The organism is Providencia sp. PROV255 (genome assembly GCF_028478065.1).
Taxonomy (GTDB): domain Bacteria; phylum Pseudomonadota; class Gammaproteobacteria; order Enterobacterales; family Enterobacteriaceae; genus Providencia; species Providencia rettgeri.
This window is the reverse complement of sequence record NZ_JAMPMI010000008.1, coordinates 83393-103070: the sequence shown is the minus strand read 5'-3', so window position 1 is coordinate 103070 and position 19678 is coordinate 83393. Positions and strand designations below refer to the sequence as shown.

Annotated in this window: 25 protein-coding genes; 11 read left to right on the top strand and 14 right to left on the bottom strand. The window is 38.3% G+C overall.

Going from position 1 to position 19678, the window contains the following annotated elements; all coding sequences use genetic code 11:
* The first annotated feature begins 43 nt into the window (after positions 1-43).
* Positions 44-502, top strand: a complete 459-nt coding sequence (locus PR725_RS07355) for a GNAT family N-acetyltransferase (RefSeq protein ID WP_184957443.1) — start codon at positions 44-46, stop codon at positions 500-502.
* Positions 503-599: 97 nt separating this feature from the next.
* Here the strand turns inward: PR725_RS07355 and PR725_RS07350 are convergent, their stop codons facing one another.
* The 4 genes from PR725_RS07350 to PR725_RS07335 all read right to left on the bottom strand — a co-directional run bounded on the left by PR725_RS07350 (position 600) and on the right by PR725_RS07335 (position 3554).
* Positions 600-1148 carry an NADAR family protein gene (locus PR725_RS07350; RefSeq protein WP_123381954.1) on the bottom strand — a complete coding sequence of 183 codons (549 nt, stop codon included), beginning with the start codon at positions 1146-1148 and terminating at the stop codon, positions 600-602.
* 99 nt (positions 1149-1247) lie between these two features.
* A complete protein-coding gene (locus PR725_RS07345; protein ID WP_109912194.1) occupies positions 1248-1970 on the bottom strand; it encodes an amino acid ABC transporter ATP-binding protein in 723 nt (240 codons plus the stop codon).
* Entirely contained in the window at positions 1957-2721 is a 765-nt protein-coding gene (locus PR725_RS07340; RefSeq protein WP_004910811.1) for an amino acid ABC transporter permease, read from the bottom strand. The genes PR725_RS07345 and PR725_RS07340 overlap by 14 nt, the downstream gene beginning before the upstream one ends.
* Before the next feature lie 65 nt (positions 2722-2786).
* Positions 2787-3554 (bottom strand): basic amino acid ABC transporter substrate-binding protein, encoded by a 768-nt coding sequence (locus PR725_RS07335; RefSeq protein ID WP_109912195.1) that lies wholly within the window; start codon positions 3552-3554, stop codon positions 2787-2789.
* 295 nt (positions 3555-3849) lie between these two features.
* On the opposite strand from PR725_RS07335, the gene PR725_RS07330 reads away from it, so the two are divergent.
* From PR725_RS07330 to PR725_RS07305, 6 genes are all read left to right on the top strand, one after another.
* Positions 3850-4758 (top strand): AEC family transporter, encoded by a 909-nt coding sequence (locus tag PR725_RS07330; protein ID WP_196723394.1) that lies wholly within the window; start codon positions 3850-3852, stop codon positions 4756-4758.
* A gap of 119 nt (positions 4759-4877) precedes the next feature.
* Positions 4878-6338 carry an AMP nucleosidase gene (locus tag PR725_RS07325; protein ID WP_375372754.1) on the top strand — a complete coding sequence of 487 codons (1461 nt, stop codon included), beginning with the start codon at positions 4878-4880 and terminating at the stop codon, positions 6336-6338.
* Positions 6319-6882, top strand: coding sequence for a GNAT family N-acetyltransferase (locus PR725_RS07320; RefSeq protein WP_080641505.1), 564 nt, complete (start codon positions 6319-6321; stop codon positions 6880-6882). The genes PR725_RS07325 and PR725_RS07320 overlap by 20 nt, the downstream gene beginning before the upstream one ends.
* A gap of 30 nt (positions 6883-6912) precedes the next feature.
* The gene (locus tag PR725_RS07315) at positions 6913-7335 is read left to right on the top strand and encodes a helix-turn-helix domain-containing protein (RefSeq protein ID WP_004910820.1); all 423 of its coding nucleotides are present in this window, start codon (positions 6913-6915) and stop codon (positions 7333-7335) included.
* Positions 7336-7440: 105 nt separating this feature from the next.
* Complete coding sequence (accA, locus tag PR725_RS07310; RefSeq protein ID WP_109912198.1) at positions 7441-8400, top strand: acetyl-CoA carboxylase carboxyl transferase subunit alpha; 960 nt, start codon at positions 7441-7443, stop codon at positions 8398-8400.
* A 45-nt stretch (positions 8401-8445) separates the two neighbouring features.
* Positions 8446-9336, top strand: coding sequence for a LysR family transcriptional regulator (locus PR725_RS07305; RefSeq protein WP_109912199.1), 891 nt, complete (start codon positions 8446-8448; stop codon positions 9334-9336).
* Here the strand turns inward: PR725_RS07305 and PR725_RS07300 are convergent, their stop codons facing one another.
* From PR725_RS07300 to PR725_RS07275, 6 genes are all read right to left on the bottom strand, one after another.
* Complete coding sequence (locus PR725_RS07300; RefSeq protein WP_004910825.1) at positions 9337-9795, bottom strand: RES family NAD+ phosphorylase; 459 nt, start codon at positions 9793-9795, stop codon at positions 9337-9339.
* Positions 9792-10253 carry a type II RES/Xre toxin-antitoxin system antitoxin gene (gene parS, locus PR725_RS07295; RefSeq protein WP_272568324.1) on the bottom strand — a complete coding sequence of 154 codons (462 nt, stop codon included), beginning with the start codon at positions 10251-10253 and terminating at the stop codon, positions 9792-9794. Before parS ends, PR725_RS07300 begins: the two co-directional genes overlap by 4 nt.
* Positions 10254-10341: 88 nt before the next feature.
* Positions 10342-10809: a DUF1456 family protein gene (locus PR725_RS07290; protein ID WP_109912201.1), complete on the bottom strand. Its 468-nt coding sequence runs from the start codon at positions 10807-10809 to the stop codon at positions 10342-10344.
* Between the two features lie 191 nt (positions 10810-11000).
* Entirely contained in the window at positions 11001-11315 is a 315-nt protein-coding gene (locus PR725_RS07285; RefSeq protein WP_272568322.1) for an AzlD domain-containing protein, read from the bottom strand.
* Positions 11312-12013 (bottom strand): AzlC family ABC transporter permease, encoded by a 702-nt coding sequence (locus tag PR725_RS07280; protein ID WP_123381951.1) that lies wholly within the window; start codon positions 12011-12013, stop codon positions 11312-11314. Before PR725_RS07280 ends, PR725_RS07285 begins: the two co-directional genes overlap by 4 nt.
* 58 nt (positions 12014-12071) lie before the next feature.
* Positions 12072-12926, bottom strand: a complete 855-nt coding sequence (locus PR725_RS07275; protein WP_004910830.1) for a helix-turn-helix transcriptional regulator — start codon at positions 12924-12926, stop codon at positions 12072-12074.
* A gap of 485 nt (positions 12927-13411) precedes the next feature.
* Between PR725_RS07275 and leuE the strand changes: the two genes are divergently transcribed.
* Both leuE and PR725_RS07265 read left to right on the top strand, forming a co-directional pair.
* Complete coding sequence (gene leuE / locus PR725_RS07270; protein WP_123381950.1) at positions 13412-14053, top strand: leucine efflux protein LeuE; 642 nt, start codon at positions 13412-13414, stop codon at positions 14051-14053.
* Between the two features lie 292 nt (positions 14054-14345).
* Positions 14346-14819, top strand: a complete 474-nt coding sequence (locus PR725_RS07265) for an NUDIX hydrolase (protein WP_272568318.1) — start codon at positions 14346-14348, stop codon at positions 14817-14819.
* A gap of 41 nt (positions 14820-14860) precedes the next feature.
* Here the strand turns inward: PR725_RS07265 and PR725_RS07260 are convergent, their stop codons facing one another.
* Positions 14861-15475 carry a LysE family translocator gene (locus PR725_RS07260; protein WP_109912203.1) on the bottom strand — a complete coding sequence of 205 codons (615 nt, stop codon included), beginning with the start codon at positions 15473-15475 and terminating at the stop codon, positions 14861-14863.
* A 151-nt stretch (positions 15476-15626) separates the two neighbouring features.
* Here PR725_RS07260 and PR725_RS07255 point away from each other — a divergent pair, with 151 nt between their 5' ends.
* Positions 15627-16511, top strand: coding sequence for a LysR substrate-binding domain-containing protein (locus PR725_RS07255; RefSeq protein ID WP_196718394.1), 885 nt, complete (start codon positions 15627-15629; stop codon positions 16509-16511).
* 133 nt (positions 16512-16644) lie between these two features.
* Positions 16645-17748 (top strand): D-alanine--D-alanine ligase, encoded by a 1104-nt coding sequence (gene ddlA / locus PR725_RS07250; RefSeq protein ID WP_117161928.1) that lies wholly within the window; start codon positions 16645-16647, stop codon positions 17746-17748.
* Positions 17749-17795: 47 nt separating this feature from the next.
* On the opposite strand, the gene PR725_RS07245 is transcribed toward ddlA, so the two are convergent.
* The 3 genes from PR725_RS07245 to PR725_RS07235 form a co-directional block, all read right to left on the bottom strand.
* Positions 17796-18347: an adenylate kinase gene (locus PR725_RS07245; RefSeq protein WP_117161927.1), complete on the bottom strand. Its 552-nt coding sequence runs from the start codon at positions 18345-18347 to the stop codon at positions 17796-17798.
* A gap of 118 nt (positions 18348-18465) precedes the next feature.
* The gene (locus PR725_RS07240) at positions 18466-19239 is read right to left on the bottom strand and encodes a GNAT family N-acetyltransferase (protein WP_117161926.1); all 774 of its coding nucleotides are present in this window, start codon (positions 19237-19239) and stop codon (positions 18466-18468) included.
* Between the two features lie 3 nt (positions 19240-19242).
* The gene (locus PR725_RS07235; RefSeq protein WP_226537845.1) at positions 19243-19635 is read right to left on the bottom strand and encodes a hypothetical protein; all 393 of its coding nucleotides are present in this window, start codon (positions 19633-19635) and stop codon (positions 19243-19245) included.
* Positions 19636-19678 lie beyond the last annotated feature (43 nt).

The following is a 19678-nucleotide window of genomic DNA, read 5'->3' as shown; positions in this document are numbered from 1 at the left end:
TATAACTCCATTATGTAATATGTCTACAAATGGAAGGGTTATTATGAGTAAAACAACATTATCAGTTACCGTAGAATTTGTTGCTCCAGAACATTATCCTGCATGGTTAGTGTACTGGCTGGAATATCAAAAATTTTATCGAGTAGATTTAAGCGAAGAAATTACCCTAAAAGCATGGGAGCGCTTTTTTGATGAAAATGAACCGATGTATTGTGCGGTTGCGCTTGAAGGTGGAAAAGTTGTTGGTTTTGTGAATTATTTATTTCACCGTTCAACATGGGCAGAAAATGATTTTTGTTACCTAGAAGATTTATATGTGACACCAGAAATGCGCGGGCGGCATGTAGGAAAACAATTAATTGAATTTGTACATGCACAAGCACAAGAAAAACAATGTGGCCGCTTATATTGGCATACACAGGAAACCAATTTACGAGGTCAAAAATTGTATAATTGGGTAGCAGAAAAACCAGGAGTAATTGAATATAGAATGCCTTTGTAATAAAACGCAGTAGCATATCCTATATTCAGTAACCTATCGATAGGCCCGTTGTTTAGTCACAACGGGTTTTTTGTTTTTATCAGAAAATAAGCAAAAATTAGGCAGTTAGATTGGCTAACTGACTTCTAACCTCCATTAATGCAAAACCGAGCAGATTTAACCCTTTCCATGTTAATGGGTTTTCAATATTTTCAGCATCTTCGGCAAGGCCTATTCCCCAAATTTTATCAACGGGGCTAGCTTCAACCAGAACACGTTCGTTTGTGGCAAGTAAAAACTGCTTAATTTCTTTATTTTGAGAAAATTTGGCCATATTCGCCGCAACAACAATGGTAAAACGGTTTTCATCCCATATATCTTGTTTAAACCCACGAACCTCACGGCCAAATGCTTTAGCTGCACCAGGATTTGGTGCATGAATAATTTTATCCAATGTTTCTAAATCACCAAATAAGCGTGCTTTTTCTGCCATCATAAAATGCTCTGCGCTAGCAAAACGGTGATTATTGATAACAAATGGGGAAGGGTACCACTGGCTGAAACAGCTTTTTGTAATTTGGCTTTGCTTGGTTTGGTGGCCCCAGAAGAAAATATATTTAAATTTTTTCCCTGAGCGGTATTGTTTACAGAGGCTTTTGATATCCATAACTTAAGTTTTATTAAGGAATAATATTCTTAGCTTATCGATAATAAAAAGATTTGGATATCAGAAAAACCTGCTTAGCCTACTAAGCAGGTAATAAAATTAAAGTACTTTACTTAAAAACTCCGCAGTTCGTGGGTTTTTAGGTGCAGTAAAGAGTTGTTCTGGTGTGCCTTCTTCTTGAATTATGCCTTGGTCAATAAACATAACGCGGTCAGCAACTTCACGTGCAAATCCCATTTCATGGGTGACGATAACCATCGTCATACCTTCATTCGCTAGGGTTTTCATCACAGAAAGTACCTCCCCAACTAATTCAGGGTCAAGCGCAGACGTCGGTTCATCAAATAACAAAATGGACGGTTGCATTGCTAAGGCCCGGGCAATAGCAACACGTTGCTGCTGCCCACCGGATAAACTGGCAGGCCATGCATCAATTTTATCTAACAGCCCTACTTTGGTTAGGAGCTGTTCAGCTTGTTTAAGTGCCAGTTCCTTTTTTATTCCTTTTACTAAGGTTGGTGCCATCATTAAATTTTCTAACACGGTCATATGGGGGAATAAGTTAAAACGCTGAAACACCATCCCCACATTTTCTCTCATTTTATTTAAATCTGTTTTAGGGTCATGAACGTTAAAACCGTTAACTTGTATTTCACCGCCATCTGGGCGTTCTAGTGCGTTTAAACACCGTAAGAAGGTACTTTTGCCTGAGCCAGAAGGGCCTATGACACAAATCACTTCTTGAGGTTTAACTTCGCAAGAAATACCTCTAAGTACATGAGCATCGCCAAATTTCTTTTGTAAATTATTAACGTAAATCACTTCTGCCCAACCTTCTTTCCATATATTGCACCAGCTGAGCAAGTATAAATGTCAGCATCCAATAAATCACAGATATCGTTAAGTAGGGTTCCCAATAAGTTGCATAAGCACCGGATACCGTTCTCGCTGCATAGGCGAGATCAGCTAAGCCAATTGCGGAAGCAAGGGAGGAATCCTTAACAATCGCGATGGCATTATTTCCAAGCGGGGGAAGGATACGACGAAAAGCTTGTGGAAGGATCACTTTACGCATTGTTTTTGCCCAACTCATACCAAGCGCACGCGAGGCTTCCATCTGCCCTTTGTCAATAGATTGAATGCCCGCACGAAAAATTTCAGAAACATAAGCCCCTGAGTTTAAAGTGATTGCAATGACACAAGATAAAAATGCACCGTAATCGGAGCGGAGCATTTTAGCCGTATCAATAGACATTATCCCTGAGGTAACAAATAGGCCATCACGCGGGTTAATAAATAGTGGAACTAAGGCAAAGTGAACAACCATTATTTGAACAAATAGCGGAGTACCACGAAAAGCACTGACATAGAAGCGAACAGGCCACTGCACAAAATAATGTAAAATCGGTTTCCAAATTCCTTGCTCAGCTTTGGCAGTTCTTCCTAAGCCGAGAGTTAACCCCCATAATGAGCCTAAAATAACGCAAATGATGGTTGCTTTTATCGTCATCATTGCGCCTTCAGCAAATAATGGAGCATATTCTTCAATTATTTCCCAACGAAACGCAGACATCTTAATTTTCACCCTGATTTATAACATGAAAAAGCCATCTAAGGATGGCCTTAAGTTAGATTTAATTATTGTTTTGGTAATTGAGGAACGTTTTCATCAAACCATTTTTGATAAATTTTATTGTAAGTACCGTCTGCAATAATTTTTTCTAAGCCATTATTTATTTTTTGCTGTAATTCGCTATTTCCTTTTGCGACAGCAATACCAAAATATTGTTTTTCGAAGTGGTTATCGTAGATCAGTTTAAATTTTTTCTCTGGGTGCGTTTTTATGTAATATTTAATCACACCAACATCACCAACAGCTGCATCAATACCATCTTCAAATAGCTCTTGTAATAAAAGCGGTGTATTGTCGAAACGTTTAATTGATGTACTGTTTTTTCCGATTACATCAGAAACAACAATGTCACCTGTGCTGGAGTTGACGACACCTACATTCAGCTCTTTTAAGCTATTTAAATCTTTTACATCAGATGTTTCGCTGATAACGATCGCTTGCTCAGCAGGGAAATAGGGATTAGAAAAATCAACCATATTTTTGCGTTTATCGGTAATTGTAATCCCCGAAATTAAAATATCCCTATCACCTGACGATAAAGTCGCAAAAATCCCTTCCCAAGGAGTATTGACAAGTTTAACGTCAAAACCTTCTGCTTCCGCGATGGCTTTAATGATATCAATATCAAAGCCTTCGAGTTGTTTTTGGCTATTTTCATATTCGAATGGACGGTAAGTCCCACCAGCACCAACCGTATAGCTTTCTTTTGCGTAAACATTCCCGGCGAAGGCTGCCAATGACATACAGCCAGCAAAAACTAATTTTTTAAACATACCAACCTCTTTAATTATGCATTTATAGTGAATAAAAATACATAATATTGTTGTGGTAAGCAAATGATTTTTATATGCCTAAGTGAGATAATTTTAGGGTTCAGTTTTTGTGTGGAAAAATATTTATTTAAATATAAACAAGCGATAATCGATTAAATTTTGATTGATGCAAAAATGAATGAGAGAAAAGCCAAAATATTGAAATAGAGCTTTTTTTACCTATCTGTCACAAAAATTTAACGATAGACTAATTAATATGCTTACCTAATACTCAAATAAAACAGACTACGTTCTCATGGATAAGATTTTATTAGTTTTATGGCCATTATTTGCTCTGATTGCAATGGGTTTTGTATTACGTCGTTCGACAATAGTTGGCACTGATTTTTGGCCGAGTGCTGAAAAGTTAAACTATTACATTTTATTCCCTGCATTATTAATCAACAGTTTAGCAATAGCACCATTGGATAACCCTAAATTACCCTATTTAGCGAGCGCCATTCTATGTGTTTTAGCGATTAGTTCTGCGTTAGTTCTTGGTTGCAAATATTTATTCAAAATTCCTATCCCACGATTTGGGGCTCATATCCAAGGAATTACGCGTTTTAATACTTATTTAGGGCTGGCCATTGTTGCAGATTTATTTGGTAAAGAAGGCATTGCTATTGCTGCAGTCATTATGGCTGTTTTAGTGCCAAGCTGTAATGTCATAGCTGTACTTTCATTATCTTCTGGGCAAAAAGTCTCCGTTAAGCAAATTTTATTGCCGATCATAAAAAATCCATTAATTATTTCTTGTGTTGTGGGAGTGTTATTAAATATATCGCCTGTGGGGTTACCGTTTGGATCTGATCAATTTTTAAAATTACTCGCAGCCGCTAGTTTACCACTAGGCCTAATCTGTATTGGGGCCGCATTACAAACCTCAACGTTGAGAAGTGAATTTAAACCCATCATGACATCGACACTGTTACGCTTACTTCTTATGCCTATTTTAGCGGTAACAGTAGCGAGTTTATTTTCATTGCCAAATCTTGAAACAACCCTATTAGTGCTATTTTTTGCTATTCCCACTGCACCAACCGCTTATATTTTAACGCGCCAGTTAAATGGAGATAGCCAGTTAATGGCAGGCATAATAACCTTACAAACCGTGGTTGCTGTGTTCACATTACCCATTGTTTTATCCTTTGTAGTACATTAATTGTGAATATATTAATTGTGGGATAAGCACATTAGTCTCGATATATTTTGCAACTATCACACTGATACTCTATGTTATCGGAGATGATTTTATCTGATGATAAGGAGTTGTGTGTGTCTTTGGAAAAATGCCAGAAATATGAAAACTTATCTATTGAAGATGTTTTGGATAAACTTTCGTTGTTATATAGCAATGCGATAGATTCATTAAGGGACGCTATCGCTATTTATGTAAAAGAAGGCCGCATACCAGATATTACAGAAAGGGAAAATGGGTTATTCGCTTACCCCGAGCTATGTGTAACATGGGAAGGAAAAATCGATCATTGTGAAAAAACACGTGCTTATGCTCGCTTTGTTAAACGAGGCGATTACACCATTACGGTGACGCAGCCAGATTTATTCCGTGCCTATTTAGTTGAACAGCTGTCTATTTTGCAACAGGATTATGATGTTACTTTTGCTGTTCGCCCTTCAAAAATTGAAATTCCTTATCCTTTTGTCATTGATGGGTCAGACTTAGTGTTGGATAGGAGTATGAGCAGTAATTTAGCTGCATATTTTCCTATAACCGATTTATCTCACATTAGTGATGATATTACCGATGGCTTGTATTCTGCTACGGATGAAATGCCACTGTCACATTTTGATGCATTACGTGTGGATTTTTCATTAGCACGTTTGAAACATTATACCGGAACCCCACCTGAGCATGTTCAACCGTATATTTTGTTCACCAATTATAACCGTTATGTTGATGAGTTCGTGAATTGGGCATGTGAACAGGTACGAGATCCTGAAAGTCGTTATATTGCATTATCTTGTGTAGGGCATAATTATTTAACCGCTGAAAATGCAGACCCGCAAATTGCCACTTCTGATTTAACATGGAAAAAATTTCAAATGCCTGCATATCATCTAATCGCTAGGGATGGTGCAGGGATTACTATAGTGAATATCGGTGTTGGGCCTTCAAATGCAAAGAATATTTGCGACCATTTAGCGGTTTTACGACCACATGCTTGGTTGATGATAGGCCATTGTGGTGGATTAAGAGAAAGCCAAAAAATTGGTGATTATGTTTTGGCACATGCTTATTTGCGTGATGACCATATTCTTGATGATGTATTACCGCCAGATATTCCTATTCCAAGTATTGCAGAAGTCCAACGCGCGCTGTATGACGCAACGAAACAAGTTAGTAATATGCCTGGGGAGTTGGTAAAGCAACGGCTACGAACAGGAACCGTTGTTACAACAGATGATAGAAACTGGGAATTACGCTTTTTTGCAACGGCTCGCCGCTTTAGTTTAAGTCGCGCTGTTGCAGTGGATATGGAAAGTGCCACAATCGCAGCACAAGGTTATCGTTTCAGGGTTCCCTACGGTACGCTTTTATGTGTTTCGGATAAACCTTTGCATGGTGAGATTAAATTACCGGGCCAAGCAAACAGTTTCTATGAAGGTGCAATTTCTGAACACTTACAAATAGGTATTCGTGCTATTGATTTATTGAGGCAAGAAGGGGATAAATTACATTCAAGGAAATTAAGAACGTTTGATGAACCCCCATTTAGATAGCAAGGAGATGCAATCAATGGCTGTAATACCTGAGCTTGAGACAGACAGATTAATATTAAATAAACACCAAGTGAGTGATTTTCCTGCACTTGCGAAGTTATGGGCGACCGAGTCGATGGTTCGCTACATTGGCGGTATGCCATCTAGCGAGCGCGAGTCATGGATGAGAATGTTAGCTTATGGTGGCTTATGGCCATTATTAGGTTTTGGTTATTGGGCTGTCCGCGAAAAGGTGAGTGGCCAATATATTGGTGATTTGGGGTTTGCAGATTTTCATCGTATGGTCGAGCCGCAAGTTAAAGGCATTCCGGAAGCGGGCTGGGTCATTGCACCTGAATATCAAGGAAAAGGTTATGCAACAGAAGCGATGCAGGCTGCATTGTCTTGGCTAATAAAAGAAAATAAGTTTCGGCAATCTATTTGTTTTATTGAGCCGAGGAATTTAGCATCTTTACGCGTGGCTGAAAAATTGGGTTACGTAGTTGACCGTGAGATATTTATGAATGGCACGATCACGGTACTATTACGGCAACAATTAGCTTGAGTTGTGAATGTTAGAGCGGGTTATTATCTCATGCATGATGAACTAGATATTTCTCAAGTTAGCCAATTATCAGGTTTAGCGGCATCAACCTTACGTTATTATGAAGAAAGAGGTTTGATTAAACCGATAGGCCGCAAGGGGTTAAAACGGGTTTATCATGGGAAAGATGTTATGACCCGCTTATCTTTAATTGCATTAGGGCAGGAAGCTAAATTTTCACTCGACGAAATTGCTACCATGCTCAATCATAAGGATGGCCCTAATATTGAACGTGCGAGCTTACTCGAAAAAGCCGAGGAGATTGAGCAAACCATACAGGGGTTATCTGCATTAAAAAAAGGTATTTTACACATTGCGAATTGCCCTGAAAAAAATCACTTTTTATGCCCTAATTTTCAAAAAATCATGGAAAATAGTTTAAAATTAAATCAATTGAAGAAAAATCAACGCTAAATAACTATCCCACTTTTGGTAATAATCAATCCTATTTTCAGGCATGGAATGGGATTGATTCTCTGGTTACACTCCTAAGATTGCAGTTACCATTTTAGGAACGATATGACTAACCATTTTCTTGCATTTGAGAAACCCATTGTTGAACTTAATGATAAAATTGAGGCGCTTATTGCCTTCAAACAGAAAGGGCACCCTTCAGAAATTAAATTAGATGAAGAAATCCAGCTCTTGAAAAAAAAGAGTCATTCGCTGACGAAAACGATATTTGCATCTCTTGGGGCATGGGAAATTGTTCAATTAGCTAGGCATCCATTAAGGCCTTATCCTCTTGATTATATTTCATTAATATTTACTGAATTTCAAGAATTAGCCGGTGACCGTGCTTTTGCTGATGATAAGGCGCTGGTGGGGGGGCTTGCTCGTTTGGATGGTAGGCCGGTTATGGTGCTGGGGCAACAAAAAGGGCGTACAACAAAAGAGAAAGTTATGCGTAATTTTGGTATGCCGTCGCCAGAAGGCTACCGCAAAGCACTCCGTTTGATGAAAATGGCGGAACGTTTCCACTTACCTGTATTGGTATTTATTGATTCTGCGGGAGCTTATCCTGGCGTTGGCGCTGAAGAGCGCGGACAAGCAGAAGCCATTGCTCGTAATATTATGGAAATGTCGCGCTTAAAAACGCCCATTATTTGTGTCATTACAGGTGAAGGTTGTTCTGGTGGTGCGTTAGGCATTGGTGTGGGGGATCGTATTAATATGTTGGAATACAGTACTTATGCAGCGATATCTCCGGAAGGTTGTGCTTCTATTTTATGGAAAGACTCTCAAAAGGCACAAATTGCAGCAGAAGTGATGGGAATGACTGCTCCACGGTTAAAAGAACTAGGCATTATCGATACCATTATTTCAGAGCCTTTGGGTGGAGCTCACCGTGACTATCAGTTAGCTGCAGAACAATTAAAACAACAATTACTCACTGATTTAAATGAGTTAATTCAATTAGACATGGAAGTATTGCTGGCAGAGCGGTATCAAAAAATAATGGATTTTGGATACTGCTAATGCTATTAGTTCAGATTAATAGAGAGTGAACTGTAGGGATTAGAAATGGCTGTTGACCTGAATTTATTGAAAGTATTTATTGCCGTTGCGACACAAGGAAATTTTGTCAATGCGGCAAAATTACTTTCAATGCCAACATCGAATGTGAGCCGTTATATTAAACAGTTGGAACAACAACTTAACAGCCAGTTAATTGAACGTACAACCCGGCAAATGCGGCTAACTGAAACAGGAAATATTTTATTTGAGCAAAGCCAAAGGTTAGTTAGTGAATTAGAGCAGGTTGTGGTGCAAATTTGTCATCCACAACAACTTACTGGAACGTTACGACTAACTATCCCCAGTGAATTTGGTAGTCTATTATTCGCGGATTTATTAGCGAAGTTTGCATTATTACACCCACAATTAAATATTCACTGTGATACACAATTAATGCCTCAAGATGTTATTAGTGATGATATTGATTTATTACTCACATTTCATCGCGGTCACCTTGAGGACAGTAGCTATCACTCACGTTTAATCAAATCATGGCAAAGTGTTGTAGTTGCCGCTCCCCAATTAATTGAACAAGTAGGAAAACCATGTTTATTTAAGGACTTAGCTAATATGCCGTGTATTTCAAGCTTGAGTGCATTGCAGGGGCAACCATGGATATTTATTGATTCAGAGGGTTTACAGCAAAAAGTGATAATTAACAGTAATTATCGAGTAAATAGTGGCATTCTAGCTCACGCTGCCGCAATGAACGGCGTTGGTTATGCCATTCTGGCATTAGAAGCGTGTGCCGAACAGATTACACAGAATAAATTAGTGCAAATAGAATTCGATGGAGTATCACCAGCCCCAATAGAGCTGCGCGCGGTTTATGCGAGCCGTAGTGCATTATCACCGAAGATAGACACTTTTTTACAGTATTTGTTAGCAAATATTTAACTATGCTAAGCGTGGGTCAACACTAAAATCCAGCGGTTTAACGGTATGTATGGCTTTTTGAAATTGCGGGTGCAACGGGTTAATAATTGCATTGTATTCGTAGGGAATAATACAAGAGGGAATTAATAATACTAAGCTATCTTGGTTATTTAGCCATGTAGTACCAATATCCATGGTAGAAGTTGGCGCTGGGTCTTGCTGCCAATCTGTTGGAAGGTGGTCTAACGATAATTTCATCACGTACCTGTCATTGATATCGATGGATAGCAAACTGAACTGGTTTAATAGTAAGTCTTGATTGATGTGAACGAGTATTTCAAGGGTGGCTAATGAAATACTGGTTGAAGTATAAACAGCGGGAGTTCCTTTATGATTCCAACGCCCACCGTAGAGCATGGCTCCTTGACCAGACCATGCATCGTGAATAAAACTGGATTTAACCAATCGATACAAAATCATGAAAACACACCATGCTCAATGCGGCCAATCAAATCAATTACCTCAATGGCTCCACTTTCTGTCGCAATAAGCTCAATAGGGCGTAAATGGCCTAACCCTTTAACGGGGTGATTAAGCCAATCACCTGCTGCATGTTTATCTCCATTAAATAAACGCACTGCCGCATCGAATACGCGTACTAGACGAGCAATTCGTTCGCTTTCATCAGCATTGAGGGGTTGGCCTGCATTTTTGCGACGAGCAATATTGCGTTCATTAATGCCGGATATCCGTAATAATTCAGTTTTACTCATCCCTGACCATTCTTGGATATTGTCTAAAACAGAGACAGACAGCCCTTGGCGTAAGAAGTGGGTCAATTCAATACCACGTTCGGCAGGTAACCCTACATGGCGCCATAGTGGTTTAAAAGATGAAGCAGTCGGTTGAGGTGGGGTTGTGGGGATATAGTTTCTCATTTGAACCTCCTGACATTTGTCATTTTCATTATAGACAAATGTCAGAAAAATGCAAAATTAATGAACAAAAAACAAACAGAGGAAATAGTTATTTATCACCACGTAGACGAATTGTCAGGCCTTTTAGGAAGTAACGCAATAATTGGTCCCCACATTCGCGATAGTTTTTATGTCCTGGTTTACGAAAAACAGCGTTAAGCTCAGGTTTGGATACACGAAAATCAACAAGCTGATAGATTTCAATCATATCTGTATCTTTTAATTCAAAAGCTACGCGTAATTTTTTGAGCATAATATTGTTATTCAGGCGGCTATCAACGTCAGGTGCGGGATGATTTTCATCTTTACCACGGCGGTGATAGATTAAACCATTCAGAAAATGCCCCATTACATTGTCATTGCACTCAACATATTCAGGCTCATTATCTTTTTTTAACCAAGTCACCATTTCTTCTTTTGTAACAGCCAAATCTGCGAGTTTTACGATTTTAACCATTTGGGCATCGCTTAGATCCAACATATAGCGAACACTACGTAAAACATAATTATTAAGCATGGTATTGTATTATCCATTATCTATAAAAGTTAATTGGCTATTTATTGAGTAAGTAAGGCCAATAAAGTATTCACTATGACAATCAATGACAGGGTGAAATTGAAAAGGAATGTATTTTGAGAGGGGCATATTATGAGGGATTAACCAAGATAAAGCAAAGCGTTGAACGATGCTTTATCTTGAATATTAAGTTAACCGATAAAATAAATAAGGGAATAGAAAAATACTAAAGTAAGACCGACAGTTAACAGCATATTTTTCAATACTGAGGCAACAATGACACAGAATAACGCCCCCCATAAATAAGGATTATCTGGGAAGGAGCGTAGATTATGGTTTTCTAATAGGATAACAGGGGCACAAATTGCGGTTAGCAAGCAAGGCGCTGAGTACCCTAGTGCTTGACGAACCACGAGGGGCAGACGTATTGGTAACTGTGGTATTAGGAAAATATAACGTAGAGTAAAAACAACTGCTGTTAAGGTAATAATTAAAAGCCAAATCATTTTTCCTCCTTCAATAAACGTGAAACGGCCACCGATACAAACATCCCACCCACACCAGCGATAACAATAGCACTACTAAAGGAGTACATTGAAAGTACGATGGCGACAACGAGTGAAAAAATAACACCACAAAGCGTACTTATTTTTCTTGTTAGTGGAACGACGATTGCAAGCAAAGTTGCAACCACAGAAAAATCGAGATGTAAGCGGCTCAAATCGCCCACAATATTGGCCATCGCAATCCCACAAAGGCTGGCGATTAACCAAACGATATAAAAACTAAACCCAGCACCAAAGAGATAGGGAAAACTTAAACTTTGGCGTTTAGCTGCGCTAATCGCAAATAATTCATCTGTTAATAAAAAGCCGATACTAAGGCGCTGGGGCGTTGTAAAGTCTTTAACTTGAGGGCGTAATGTCAGCCCATAAAGTAAGTGCTGAGAAGTGATAAAAAAAACAGAGATAACAATCGTGATATAGCCCGCACCTGAATTTAGCAATCCAAGGGTGACTAACTGTGCTGCGCCTGCAAATACCATTGCAGACATCGCCACACTTTGCCAGAAATCGAGACCTGTTTCGACCGCCATTGAACCTGCTAATACCCCCCATGGAATAACAGCAAGATTAAGAGGAGCGGTATGAACAGCTCCTGTCATCATCGCTTTTTGCCATTGGTTACTTTGTTGTGATGCCATTTAAACTAACCTTGTTGTAATTATGAACACTTTTATAATTTGATTGATTTTAAAGATATTAAATATTAGTAGATAGAATAAAATTGCTCTTTTCACCGATCCGATGCCGAATAAAATTCCCAGGGGTAACTCCAAGGGCCTGTTTAAAATGTCGAGTGAAATGACTTTGGTCGGAAAAACCGCATTGGTTTGAGACTTCTGCAGGCGTATTTCCTGCTAATAACAGTTTTTTTGCCTTGTGTAAGCGGGCTTGTACTAAGAATGCGTGTGGTGTAATCCCTGTATGCAATTTAAACTGTCGTAGAAAGTGCCATTGGCTAAAACCTGATATTTCGGCTAATTGGCTTAATGAATGTTCTTGTTCGCAGGTGTTGATGAGCAAGTCACAAATTTGTTCTATGCGTTGCTTTGCGGGTGTTATTTCTGTTAATTCAATTTTAGTGCGGTTGTAACGTAAGGTTAGCCAACTTAAAGAGGATAACAACAAGGTTTCCTTGAAAAGGGTATTACCTGATTGAGGTAATAGATTAAACAATAAGCGGAGTTGGGCGCTAAGCCCTGCATCCTGTATCACTGCAATAGGAAACCAGGGTACCAGCCCTTGGTGCTCTGTTGTTAAACCGAGTGTGAGTTGGGTAAAAAGTTCTGGAGTAGGGTAAATAGCCTGATAAGACCAGCCATTTTCCATTGCTGATGAGCCAGTGTGAATTTCATCGGCATTAACTAAAATTATATCCCCTTTAGGCGCGTAGTGGTTTTCGCCAGTACGGAAAAATTGTTGTGCGCCTTCTTCGATAACACCAATGCAAAACCCTTCATGACTATGGCGAGAAAATTTTTGTTGATGATAACGGGCTTTGATCATTTCAAGGCCGTTGAGTTCCTCTAGATGAAAATAGTTAGCGCTTTCCATGGAATTCCTAAAATAATAATGATTAATAACTCAATATTTTTTAATAAAATGTTAAAAGAAAATAATCTTAGCTTGCTATTAAATGAGGTGTTTTAATTTTATACAGTTTTTATCCAACGTTACTTTTAAATAGCACCGACATTTATGTTATAACGTGAAACCTCACTCAAATCACTATTACTATTCCATTTGTTTTTGTGGTGTTAAATTCTTTGTTATTAACAAATACTGGCATTAATCACTGTCTTGCTAGGTGTTTGTAGTCCGCTTCTGATTAAGTTGGTTTGCGTGGTTTATTGTTCTTGTTAGGTATGTTGCTTCATTGCTATAAAGCCAGATTATTTTGATTTATTGAAATTATATTTTATATTTGCATTATTCATTAGTGATATCTTTTATGGAGTGAATAAAGTCTGTATCATAATAAATATAAAGAAATGATGTGAATTTTTTGTTATAATTTTTATTGAGTTAGCGGGTTTCCTATGCTTGAAAATCTCGGTATTACAAACTTATGGACTTATCTTATCGGTGTTATTTTTATTACATTGGTACCAGGCCCTAATTCTTTATTTGTCTTAACTAGCAGTGCGAAATATGGTGTGAAAAATGGTTATAAAGCAGCATTAGGTGTCTTTACAGGAGATGCTATGCTCATTTTTCTATCATTTTTAGGGGTTGCGTCTTTAGTAAAAACATCGCCTATCTTTTTTAGTGTTATAAAATACGCAGGGGCGGCATATTTATTTTATTTAGGGATTAAAACCTTATATGGCGTGTTACATAAGAAAGAAAATACAGGTGATGTTGATTCAATTATTTTAGAAACCAAGGGTACCTATAAAAAAGCCGTTTTTTTAAGTTTACTAAACCCTAAAATGATCATTTTTTATGTTTCATTTTTTATCCAATTCATTGATCCAGCTTACCCAAGCGCGGGGGTGCCATTTTTTATTCTTGGCGCCATTTTAGAAGCCTGTAGCATGATTTATTTATCACTATTGATTTTTGGCGCGGTTGCCGTAACGAATATGGTTAAACATAATAAAAAGCTATCTAAATTATCTAATAGTTGTATTGGCGCTGTATTCTTGATGTTTGGAGCAAAACTTGCACTAACCGCATAATAGTTTTATCAGAAATAGCCGGCCCAAGCGCTGGCTATTTTTTTATCACTGTTACCCACTCACTAGCTTCCGTTTAGTGTCTTCCTTGCCCGTTTGACGGTATAGTGTTTGCATGCCTGGCGTGTATATCTAGTTAGCATCTCAGTCATTAAAGCTATTGTTGCAGTCAATGAAAATACGCAAGTGACATTAGCAGAGTTAATGCCTTATGACTGGAAGGCCGCGAGGTGTTAAGCTCGAAAATAAAAATACAACGTAGAAATAGTAAAATGGAAAAAAGGGCAATGATAGGATGAACGAGGAAGTTAAACATTTTACGGCAACAGCAATGATCCGTAATGAGCATGGTGAATTTTTATTACACGAACATCAAAAGCTTGATTTTTGGTTACCTCCGGGGGGCCACATCGAAGTGAATGAAGAGCCACAGCATGCTGTTTTTCGAGAAGTTCTTGAGGAAACTGGGTTAGAGTGCCAAGTAGTCAGTTGTGGTTTCCCGTTTGCATCACAAATCCATGATTCATCCCATACACAAGTACTGCCGTTGCCTATCGCTATCTTGAAAGAGTTTATTGTCGATAAAAAGAAAGGTAACCATTGGCATATTGATATGATTTATTTATGTGAGTTATTGCCTTCATCACAACCGCCTTTTGCACCATTTGAATGGGTGCCATTTGAGGCGCTCGCCAAACTCAATATTCCAGCCGACGTGATTGAGTTGGCGAAAGTGGTCAATGAATATTATCGGTTGCAGGGTAAATAGTTATCATGAATGTGGACATGGGTAGGAATGTAAGTACAAGATTAATTTATATTAAAGAATAATAAAGATAGTCCCAATAGAATGAGTAGTGCACCAATTGTTCTATCCATAATAAATTGGTAGTTAAGAATTTTGTTTCGTACTACGGGTGTCGCAAAGAAAATAGCAATTAGACTAAACCAAAGCCAATGAGCGAAAGAAATAAATAGGCCATAACTTAAATTTAACCAAATTGAGTTCTGTGTACTGATAACTTGGCTGTACACAGAAACTACAAAAAACATGGTTTTTGGGTTTAAAGCATTCGTCAAAAAACCATTTTTAAAAGCGTTTAAGGCAGATAATGGCCTTGATACTGCGTTATTTGAGGATATTTTTACTTTATTTGTTAATGATTTAAATCCGATATACACCAAGTAAATTACACCAATAAGTTTAACTATTAAGAATAATGTTGGTGAATTCATGATGACCAGCGTGATACCAAAAACGGTATAGAACACATGAACCTGTACCCCAATAGCGATACCTAGCGCACACAATAAGCCTGTTTTAATGCCATAGGTATAACTATTGCGAGTTACCATAGCGAAGTCAGGCCCTGGACTAATTACGGCTAAAATGGTGATGGTCGCAACTGCAATAACTTCATTCATATTAATTTCCTGAAAGGTAATAGAAACAGACTAAAAATGTATTTACTTTGAAATAATTTGTTTATTTATTGTTTTTATTATCAATGGATTGAATAAAACTAAAAAGCGATTTATCCTGACGCAAATCTGTCAGTTTTTGTTACCTATATATATGAAACTACCACCGTTAACATCATTACGTTTTTTTGATACTGCTGCGAAAGCAGGCAGTTTTGTGAAGGCAGCAAAAGAGCTAAATGTGACTCATAGTGCGATTAGCCGACAAATTCGTTTATTAGAAGAATATCTTGGTGTTGAGTTATTCGAACGAAGGAACCGAGCTGTTTTTTTAACGGCTAACGGGCAAATATTGTTACAAACAACTAGTTCGATATTTGAACAGCTTAAAGACGGTGTTGAAAAGATAAAAAGTAGCACGTTTCCTAATGTTGTTAGCTTGTCTTGTGAACCAACAATTGCAATGAAGTGGTTAATTCCTCGACTTACGCATTTTTATCAACAATATCCTCATATTACGGTACATCTAGTTGCCGCAGGTGGTGTTATTGATTTTACAAAAGCGAACGTTGATTTAGCATTGAGGCGTAATGATTTTAAATGGAATGACAATCTTTTTGCAGTAAAAGTTTGTTCAGAACGCATGGGGGTTGTGGTTCGGCCTGGACTTGATCTTAAGAAAAACTTTGCTCATATACCACAACTGTCGACGACATCTAGACCCAATGCATGGACAACTTGGCAGAATATAAAAAAAGTTACTCTTCCAAATAGTAAAACTATTACATATGAGCACTTTTACTTGTGCATTCAAGCTGCATTGGCGGGGCAAGGAGCAGCGCTTGCATCATTTTTGATGGTTGCGGATGAAGTACAATCAAAGCAATTAGCCGCACCATATGGTTTCATTGAAGATAGTTCTGCATATTATTTATTGTCATCGAAACCTATTGAAAAGGGCAGTGCAGCAGCTATTTTTATCCAGTGGCTAATAGAGCAGGTGAATATCAGTATTGAAACCCTGATTGACGGAAGATAATTACCTATCAAAAAAAGAAGGTTTGATTATAAAGCCAGCGAACCCTAATGAAAAATAAATAATTTATGTCATAACCATTTCTTTGCGTGCTATATTTCTCTGCTAGGTTTGGTGTTTTATGTCGGAGCAAATAATGAGCAAGATACGAGTAGGTGTTATTTTTGGTGGTCGATCAACAGAACATGAAGTTTCGCTACAGTCCGCTAAAAATATTATCAATGGATTAGATCGCAATAAATTTGATGTATGCCTTTTGGGAATCAATAAAGAAGGGCAATGGCATGAATATAACGAATCTGATTATTTATTGCATGGTGATGACCCGTCTCGTATTGCCTTGAATACACCAAAACGTAGCATTGCACTTGTTCCGGGAAAAACGCGAGAACAATTTATTTCGCTTGAAGATACGAAGCCATTGCCGCAAATTGATGTTATTTTCCCTATTGTTCACGGTAACTTAGGTGAAGACGGTTCACTGCAAGGCTTATTGCGTATGGCGAATTTACCGTTTGTCGGGCCGGGGGTTTTAGGTTCGTCGGCCTGTATGGATAAAGACGTTACCAAAAGATTACTTAGAGACGCAGGCTTAAATATCGCCCCGTTTATTACGGTGTTTAAAAATGAACGCGCAACAACGAAATATGAAGCCACTGTGGCACAATTAGGTTTACCGTTATTTATTAAGCCGGCAAATCAAGGTTCATCTGTTGGGATCAGCAAAGTCAGCACTGAATCAGAATTTGACTCGGCACTGGATTTTGCCTTTTTATTTGATACGAAAGTCCTTATTGAAAGCGCAGTAAAAGGGCGTGAAATTGAGTGCGCAGTATTAGGTAATGAAGCGCCTCTTGCCAGTCCTTGTGGTGAAATCGTGTTGCACGATAGTTTTTATGCATACCATACCAAATATATTGATGAGAATGGCGCATCGGTCGTTGCTCCTGCACAATTAGATGAAGCGGTGAGTGATAAAATTCGTGAGATTGCTTTATCAGCATATCGTGCATTAAATTGCTATGGAATGTCCCGTGTGGATGTTTTCTTAACAGAAAATAATGACGTTGTTATCAATGAAATCAACACATTGCCTGGTTTTACGAATATCAGTATGTACCCTAAACTATGGCAGCAAGGCGGTATGACCTATCAGCAATTAATTAGCCGCTTAATTGAGTTAGGAATTGAAAAATTTCAACAAACGGCGATGTTGAAAACGGCATGTAATGAGCTTTAATCGCTGAGATAATACTATCTCGGTAGTTTTTATGACTACCGAGATGTTTATTTACTCTGAACTTGAGCCTTCATCTGTTGTAAAAATAAGTTTGTTTCTTTTGGTGAGGTGAGCCGAACAAACTGAATATGGCGTAAATTGAAATTTACCATATGACTTAGGTTTCTTTTCTTATTTGGATAGTAAGTCTTTAGCAGCCACAAAATTATCGAATCGCGACTGAAAAAGGCATTTTTCCAACATTCTTTATTGCCCGTATTTTCCCACAGCTCTTGTCCAGAACGAATGCGCGCTAATGTGCGTGTAATCGACTGATAAAGGGTTCGAGGCAAGGAGTAATCCAACCAAACCACCATGTCGACTTCTTTCCATTTAATGGGTTGAGTCCGTGTATAGTTGCCATCAAGAATCCATCCAGATACCGCTTTATCTAATGTAGCGGCGAGTTTCTGGTTAAGCTCATCATCTGAAGAACCTTGCCAATTTGCTAGCCAATATAAGCTATCTAACTCAATAGAAGGGACATTTAATAACAAAGAAAGTTGCTGGCAAAGGGTACTTTTACCGCTGCCACTAGTGCCAATAATATTAATTTTCATATGTAAACATCAGACAATTTTGTCACTAGGGTTGATCGGGAAATGACTGAATTTGGAACCATTGTATGAACAATGATCCCAGATTAGATGCCTCTACAAATAACACTATTGCTTTAAATTATTTGCACCAGACATAATTGATGTAACGAAATAATGGCACAAAACCAAATTTTTTATACAGGTCAAATCCTGCTTCTGAAGCATCAAGGAAACAGTGCTCTACACCTTGCTGGCGGCAAAATGCTAAAGCATAATCAATGAGTTGTGATGCATAGCCATTACCTTGATGGCTTGGCTCAGTACCAATATCATCAAAACGGGCTAACGTTCCTTCAATTGTTACGGTCATTGAGGTCGCTGGTTCTCCGTTGACGAGCAACACAAGGTGAAATTGTGGTGCGCCTTGTTGCAAAGCATCCTCATGATAACGCACATATTCTTTAATAACCTGGTCGTGCTCTTCAGATAGATAAAATGCGGAAACAAGTGGCTTAGCCCACAAAGACAAATCGTGATTCGCTAAGACGATATCGACTTGGTTATCAGGCAGTTCAACCTCATTTTGTTTTGCTAAAGTCAACGCCATTGCGGTAGTGACGCTGTCACGTTTGTAACCTAGTGACTCAGCCTCAGTTACCACCTGTTGGAGCATCTCTTCGGGGATCACTAAAGTATGGTTTTTCTTCTGTGAAACAAACAGGTTGTGAGCCTGCATAAAGGCGTGACTGGTCGAGTCAGGCTGCAAATAAATGAAGTTAAACACCGGCGAATTAAGGGGCGTTAAATAGCAAATTGTGTGTTGTGCAATCTGGATACTATGTTCACAAATAGATGTCCAAAATGTTTTTTCAATCGATTGATAATGTCTTAAATAGTACAACGGAATATTCATTTGTCAGTTACCTGATACAAAACGAGTTAATCGATATGGGCCTAATGCGGCTTGTTCTATTCCATGCAAGATTTCATCTTGAGCCAATTGGCATATCAAAGGCGCTAGCGTAATCGCAGCGTGCATACTGATAATATATAAACCTTCAAAATCAGCAACTTTTCCGACAATTGGCATCTCATCTTTAGGCATAGGTCGCATTCCTATGAAAGCGTTTTCAAGATTTAACGTGTTACTACCTATAAATGAATTTTTAATCGTTGTAAGGGCGTTTTGTGCGATAGCCACTGCACTGTGCTCGGGCTTTTCGCTAATATAATCTTCAGCACAGAGTATTTTACCTGAACCTGCTGGTCGTAGCTCCATTTGTGGTGTTGAAATGATATGTTGAACCAATGTTTGTTCGATAGAATCATTGATGTGCGCAATGATAGAGGGA

What these genes read in the sequence shown, in the direction of transcription:
- PR725_RS07355 (WP_184957443.1), top strand. Translation starts at nt 44, where the DNA reads ATGAGTAAAACAACATTATCAGTTACCGTAGAATTTGTTGCTCCAGAA.
- PR725_RS07350 (WP_123381954.1), bottom strand. Translation starts at nt 1,148, where the DNA reads ATGGATATCAAAAGCCTCTGTAAACAATACCGCTCAGGGAAAAAATTT.
- PR725_RS07340 (WP_004910811.1), bottom strand. Translation starts at nt 2,721, where the DNA reads ATGTCTGCGTTTCGTTGGGAAATAATTGAAGAATATGCTCCATTATTT.
- PR725_RS07335 (WP_109912195.1), bottom strand. Translation starts at nt 3,554, where the DNA reads ATGTTTAAAAAATTAGTTTTTGCTGGCTGTATGTCATTGGCAGCCTTC.
- PR725_RS07330 (WP_196723394.1), top strand. Translation starts at nt 3,850, where the DNA reads ATGGATAAGATTTTATTAGTTTTATGGCCATTATTTGCTCTGATTGCA.
- PR725_RS07320 (WP_080641505.1), top strand. Translation starts at nt 6,319, where the DNA reads ATGAACCCCCATTTAGATAGCAAGGAGATGCAATCAATGGCTGTAATA.
- PR725_RS07315 (WP_004910820.1), top strand. Translation starts at nt 6,913, where the DNA reads ATGCATGATGAACTAGATATTTCTCAAGTTAGCCAATTATCAGGTTTA.
- accA (WP_109912198.1), top strand. Translation starts at nt 7,441, where the DNA reads ATGACTAACCATTTTCTTGCATTTGAGAAACCCATTGTTGAACTTAAT.
- PR725_RS07305 (WP_109912199.1), top strand. Translation starts at nt 8,446, where the DNA reads ATGGCTGTTGACCTGAATTTATTGAAAGTATTTATTGCCGTTGCGACA.
- PR725_RS07300 (WP_004910825.1), bottom strand. Translation starts at nt 9,795, where the DNA reads ATGATTTTGTATCGATTGGTTAAATCCAGTTTTATTCACGATGCATGG.
- parS (WP_272568324.1), bottom strand. Translation starts at nt 10,253, where the DNA reads ATGAGAAACTATATCCCCACAACCCCACCTCAACCGACTGCTTCATCT.
- PR725_RS07290 (WP_109912201.1), bottom strand. Translation starts at nt 10,809, where the DNA reads ATGCTTAATAATTATGTTTTACGTAGTGTTCGCTATATGTTGGATCTA.
- PR725_RS07285 (WP_272568322.1), bottom strand. Translation starts at nt 11,315, where the DNA reads ATGATTTGGCTTTTAATTATTACCTTAACAGCAGTTGTTTTTACTCTA.
- PR725_RS07280 (WP_123381951.1), bottom strand. Translation starts at nt 12,013, where the DNA reads ATGGCATCACAACAAAGTAACCAATGGCAAAAAGCGATGATGACAGGA.
- PR725_RS07275 (WP_004910830.1), bottom strand. Translation starts at nt 12,926, where the DNA reads ATGGAAAGCGCTAACTATTTTCATCTAGAGGAACTCAACGGCCTTGAA.
- leuE (WP_123381950.1), top strand. Translation starts at nt 13,412, where the DNA reads ATGCTTGAAAATCTCGGTATTACAAACTTATGGACTTATCTTATCGGT.
- PR725_RS07265 (WP_272568318.1), top strand. Translation starts at nt 14,346, where the DNA reads ATGAACGAGGAAGTTAAACATTTTACGGCAACAGCAATGATCCGTAAT.
- PR725_RS07260 (WP_109912203.1), bottom strand. Translation starts at nt 15,475, where the DNA reads ATGAATGAAGTTATTGCAGTTGCGACCATCACCATTTTAGCCGTAATT.
- PR725_RS07255 (WP_196718394.1), top strand. Translation starts at nt 15,627, where the DNA reads ATGAAACTACCACCGTTAACATCATTACGTTTTTTTGATACTGCTGCG.
- ddlA (WP_117161928.1), top strand. Translation starts at nt 16,645, where the DNA reads ATGAGCAAGATACGAGTAGGTGTTATTTTTGGTGGTCGATCAACAGAA.
- PR725_RS07245 (WP_117161927.1), bottom strand. Translation starts at nt 18,347, where the DNA reads ATGAAAATTAATATTATTGGCACTAGTGGCAGCGGTAAAAGTACCCTT.
- PR725_RS07240 (WP_117161926.1), bottom strand. Translation starts at nt 19,239, where the DNA reads ATGAATATTCCGTTGTACTATTTAAGACATTATCAATCGATTGAAAAA.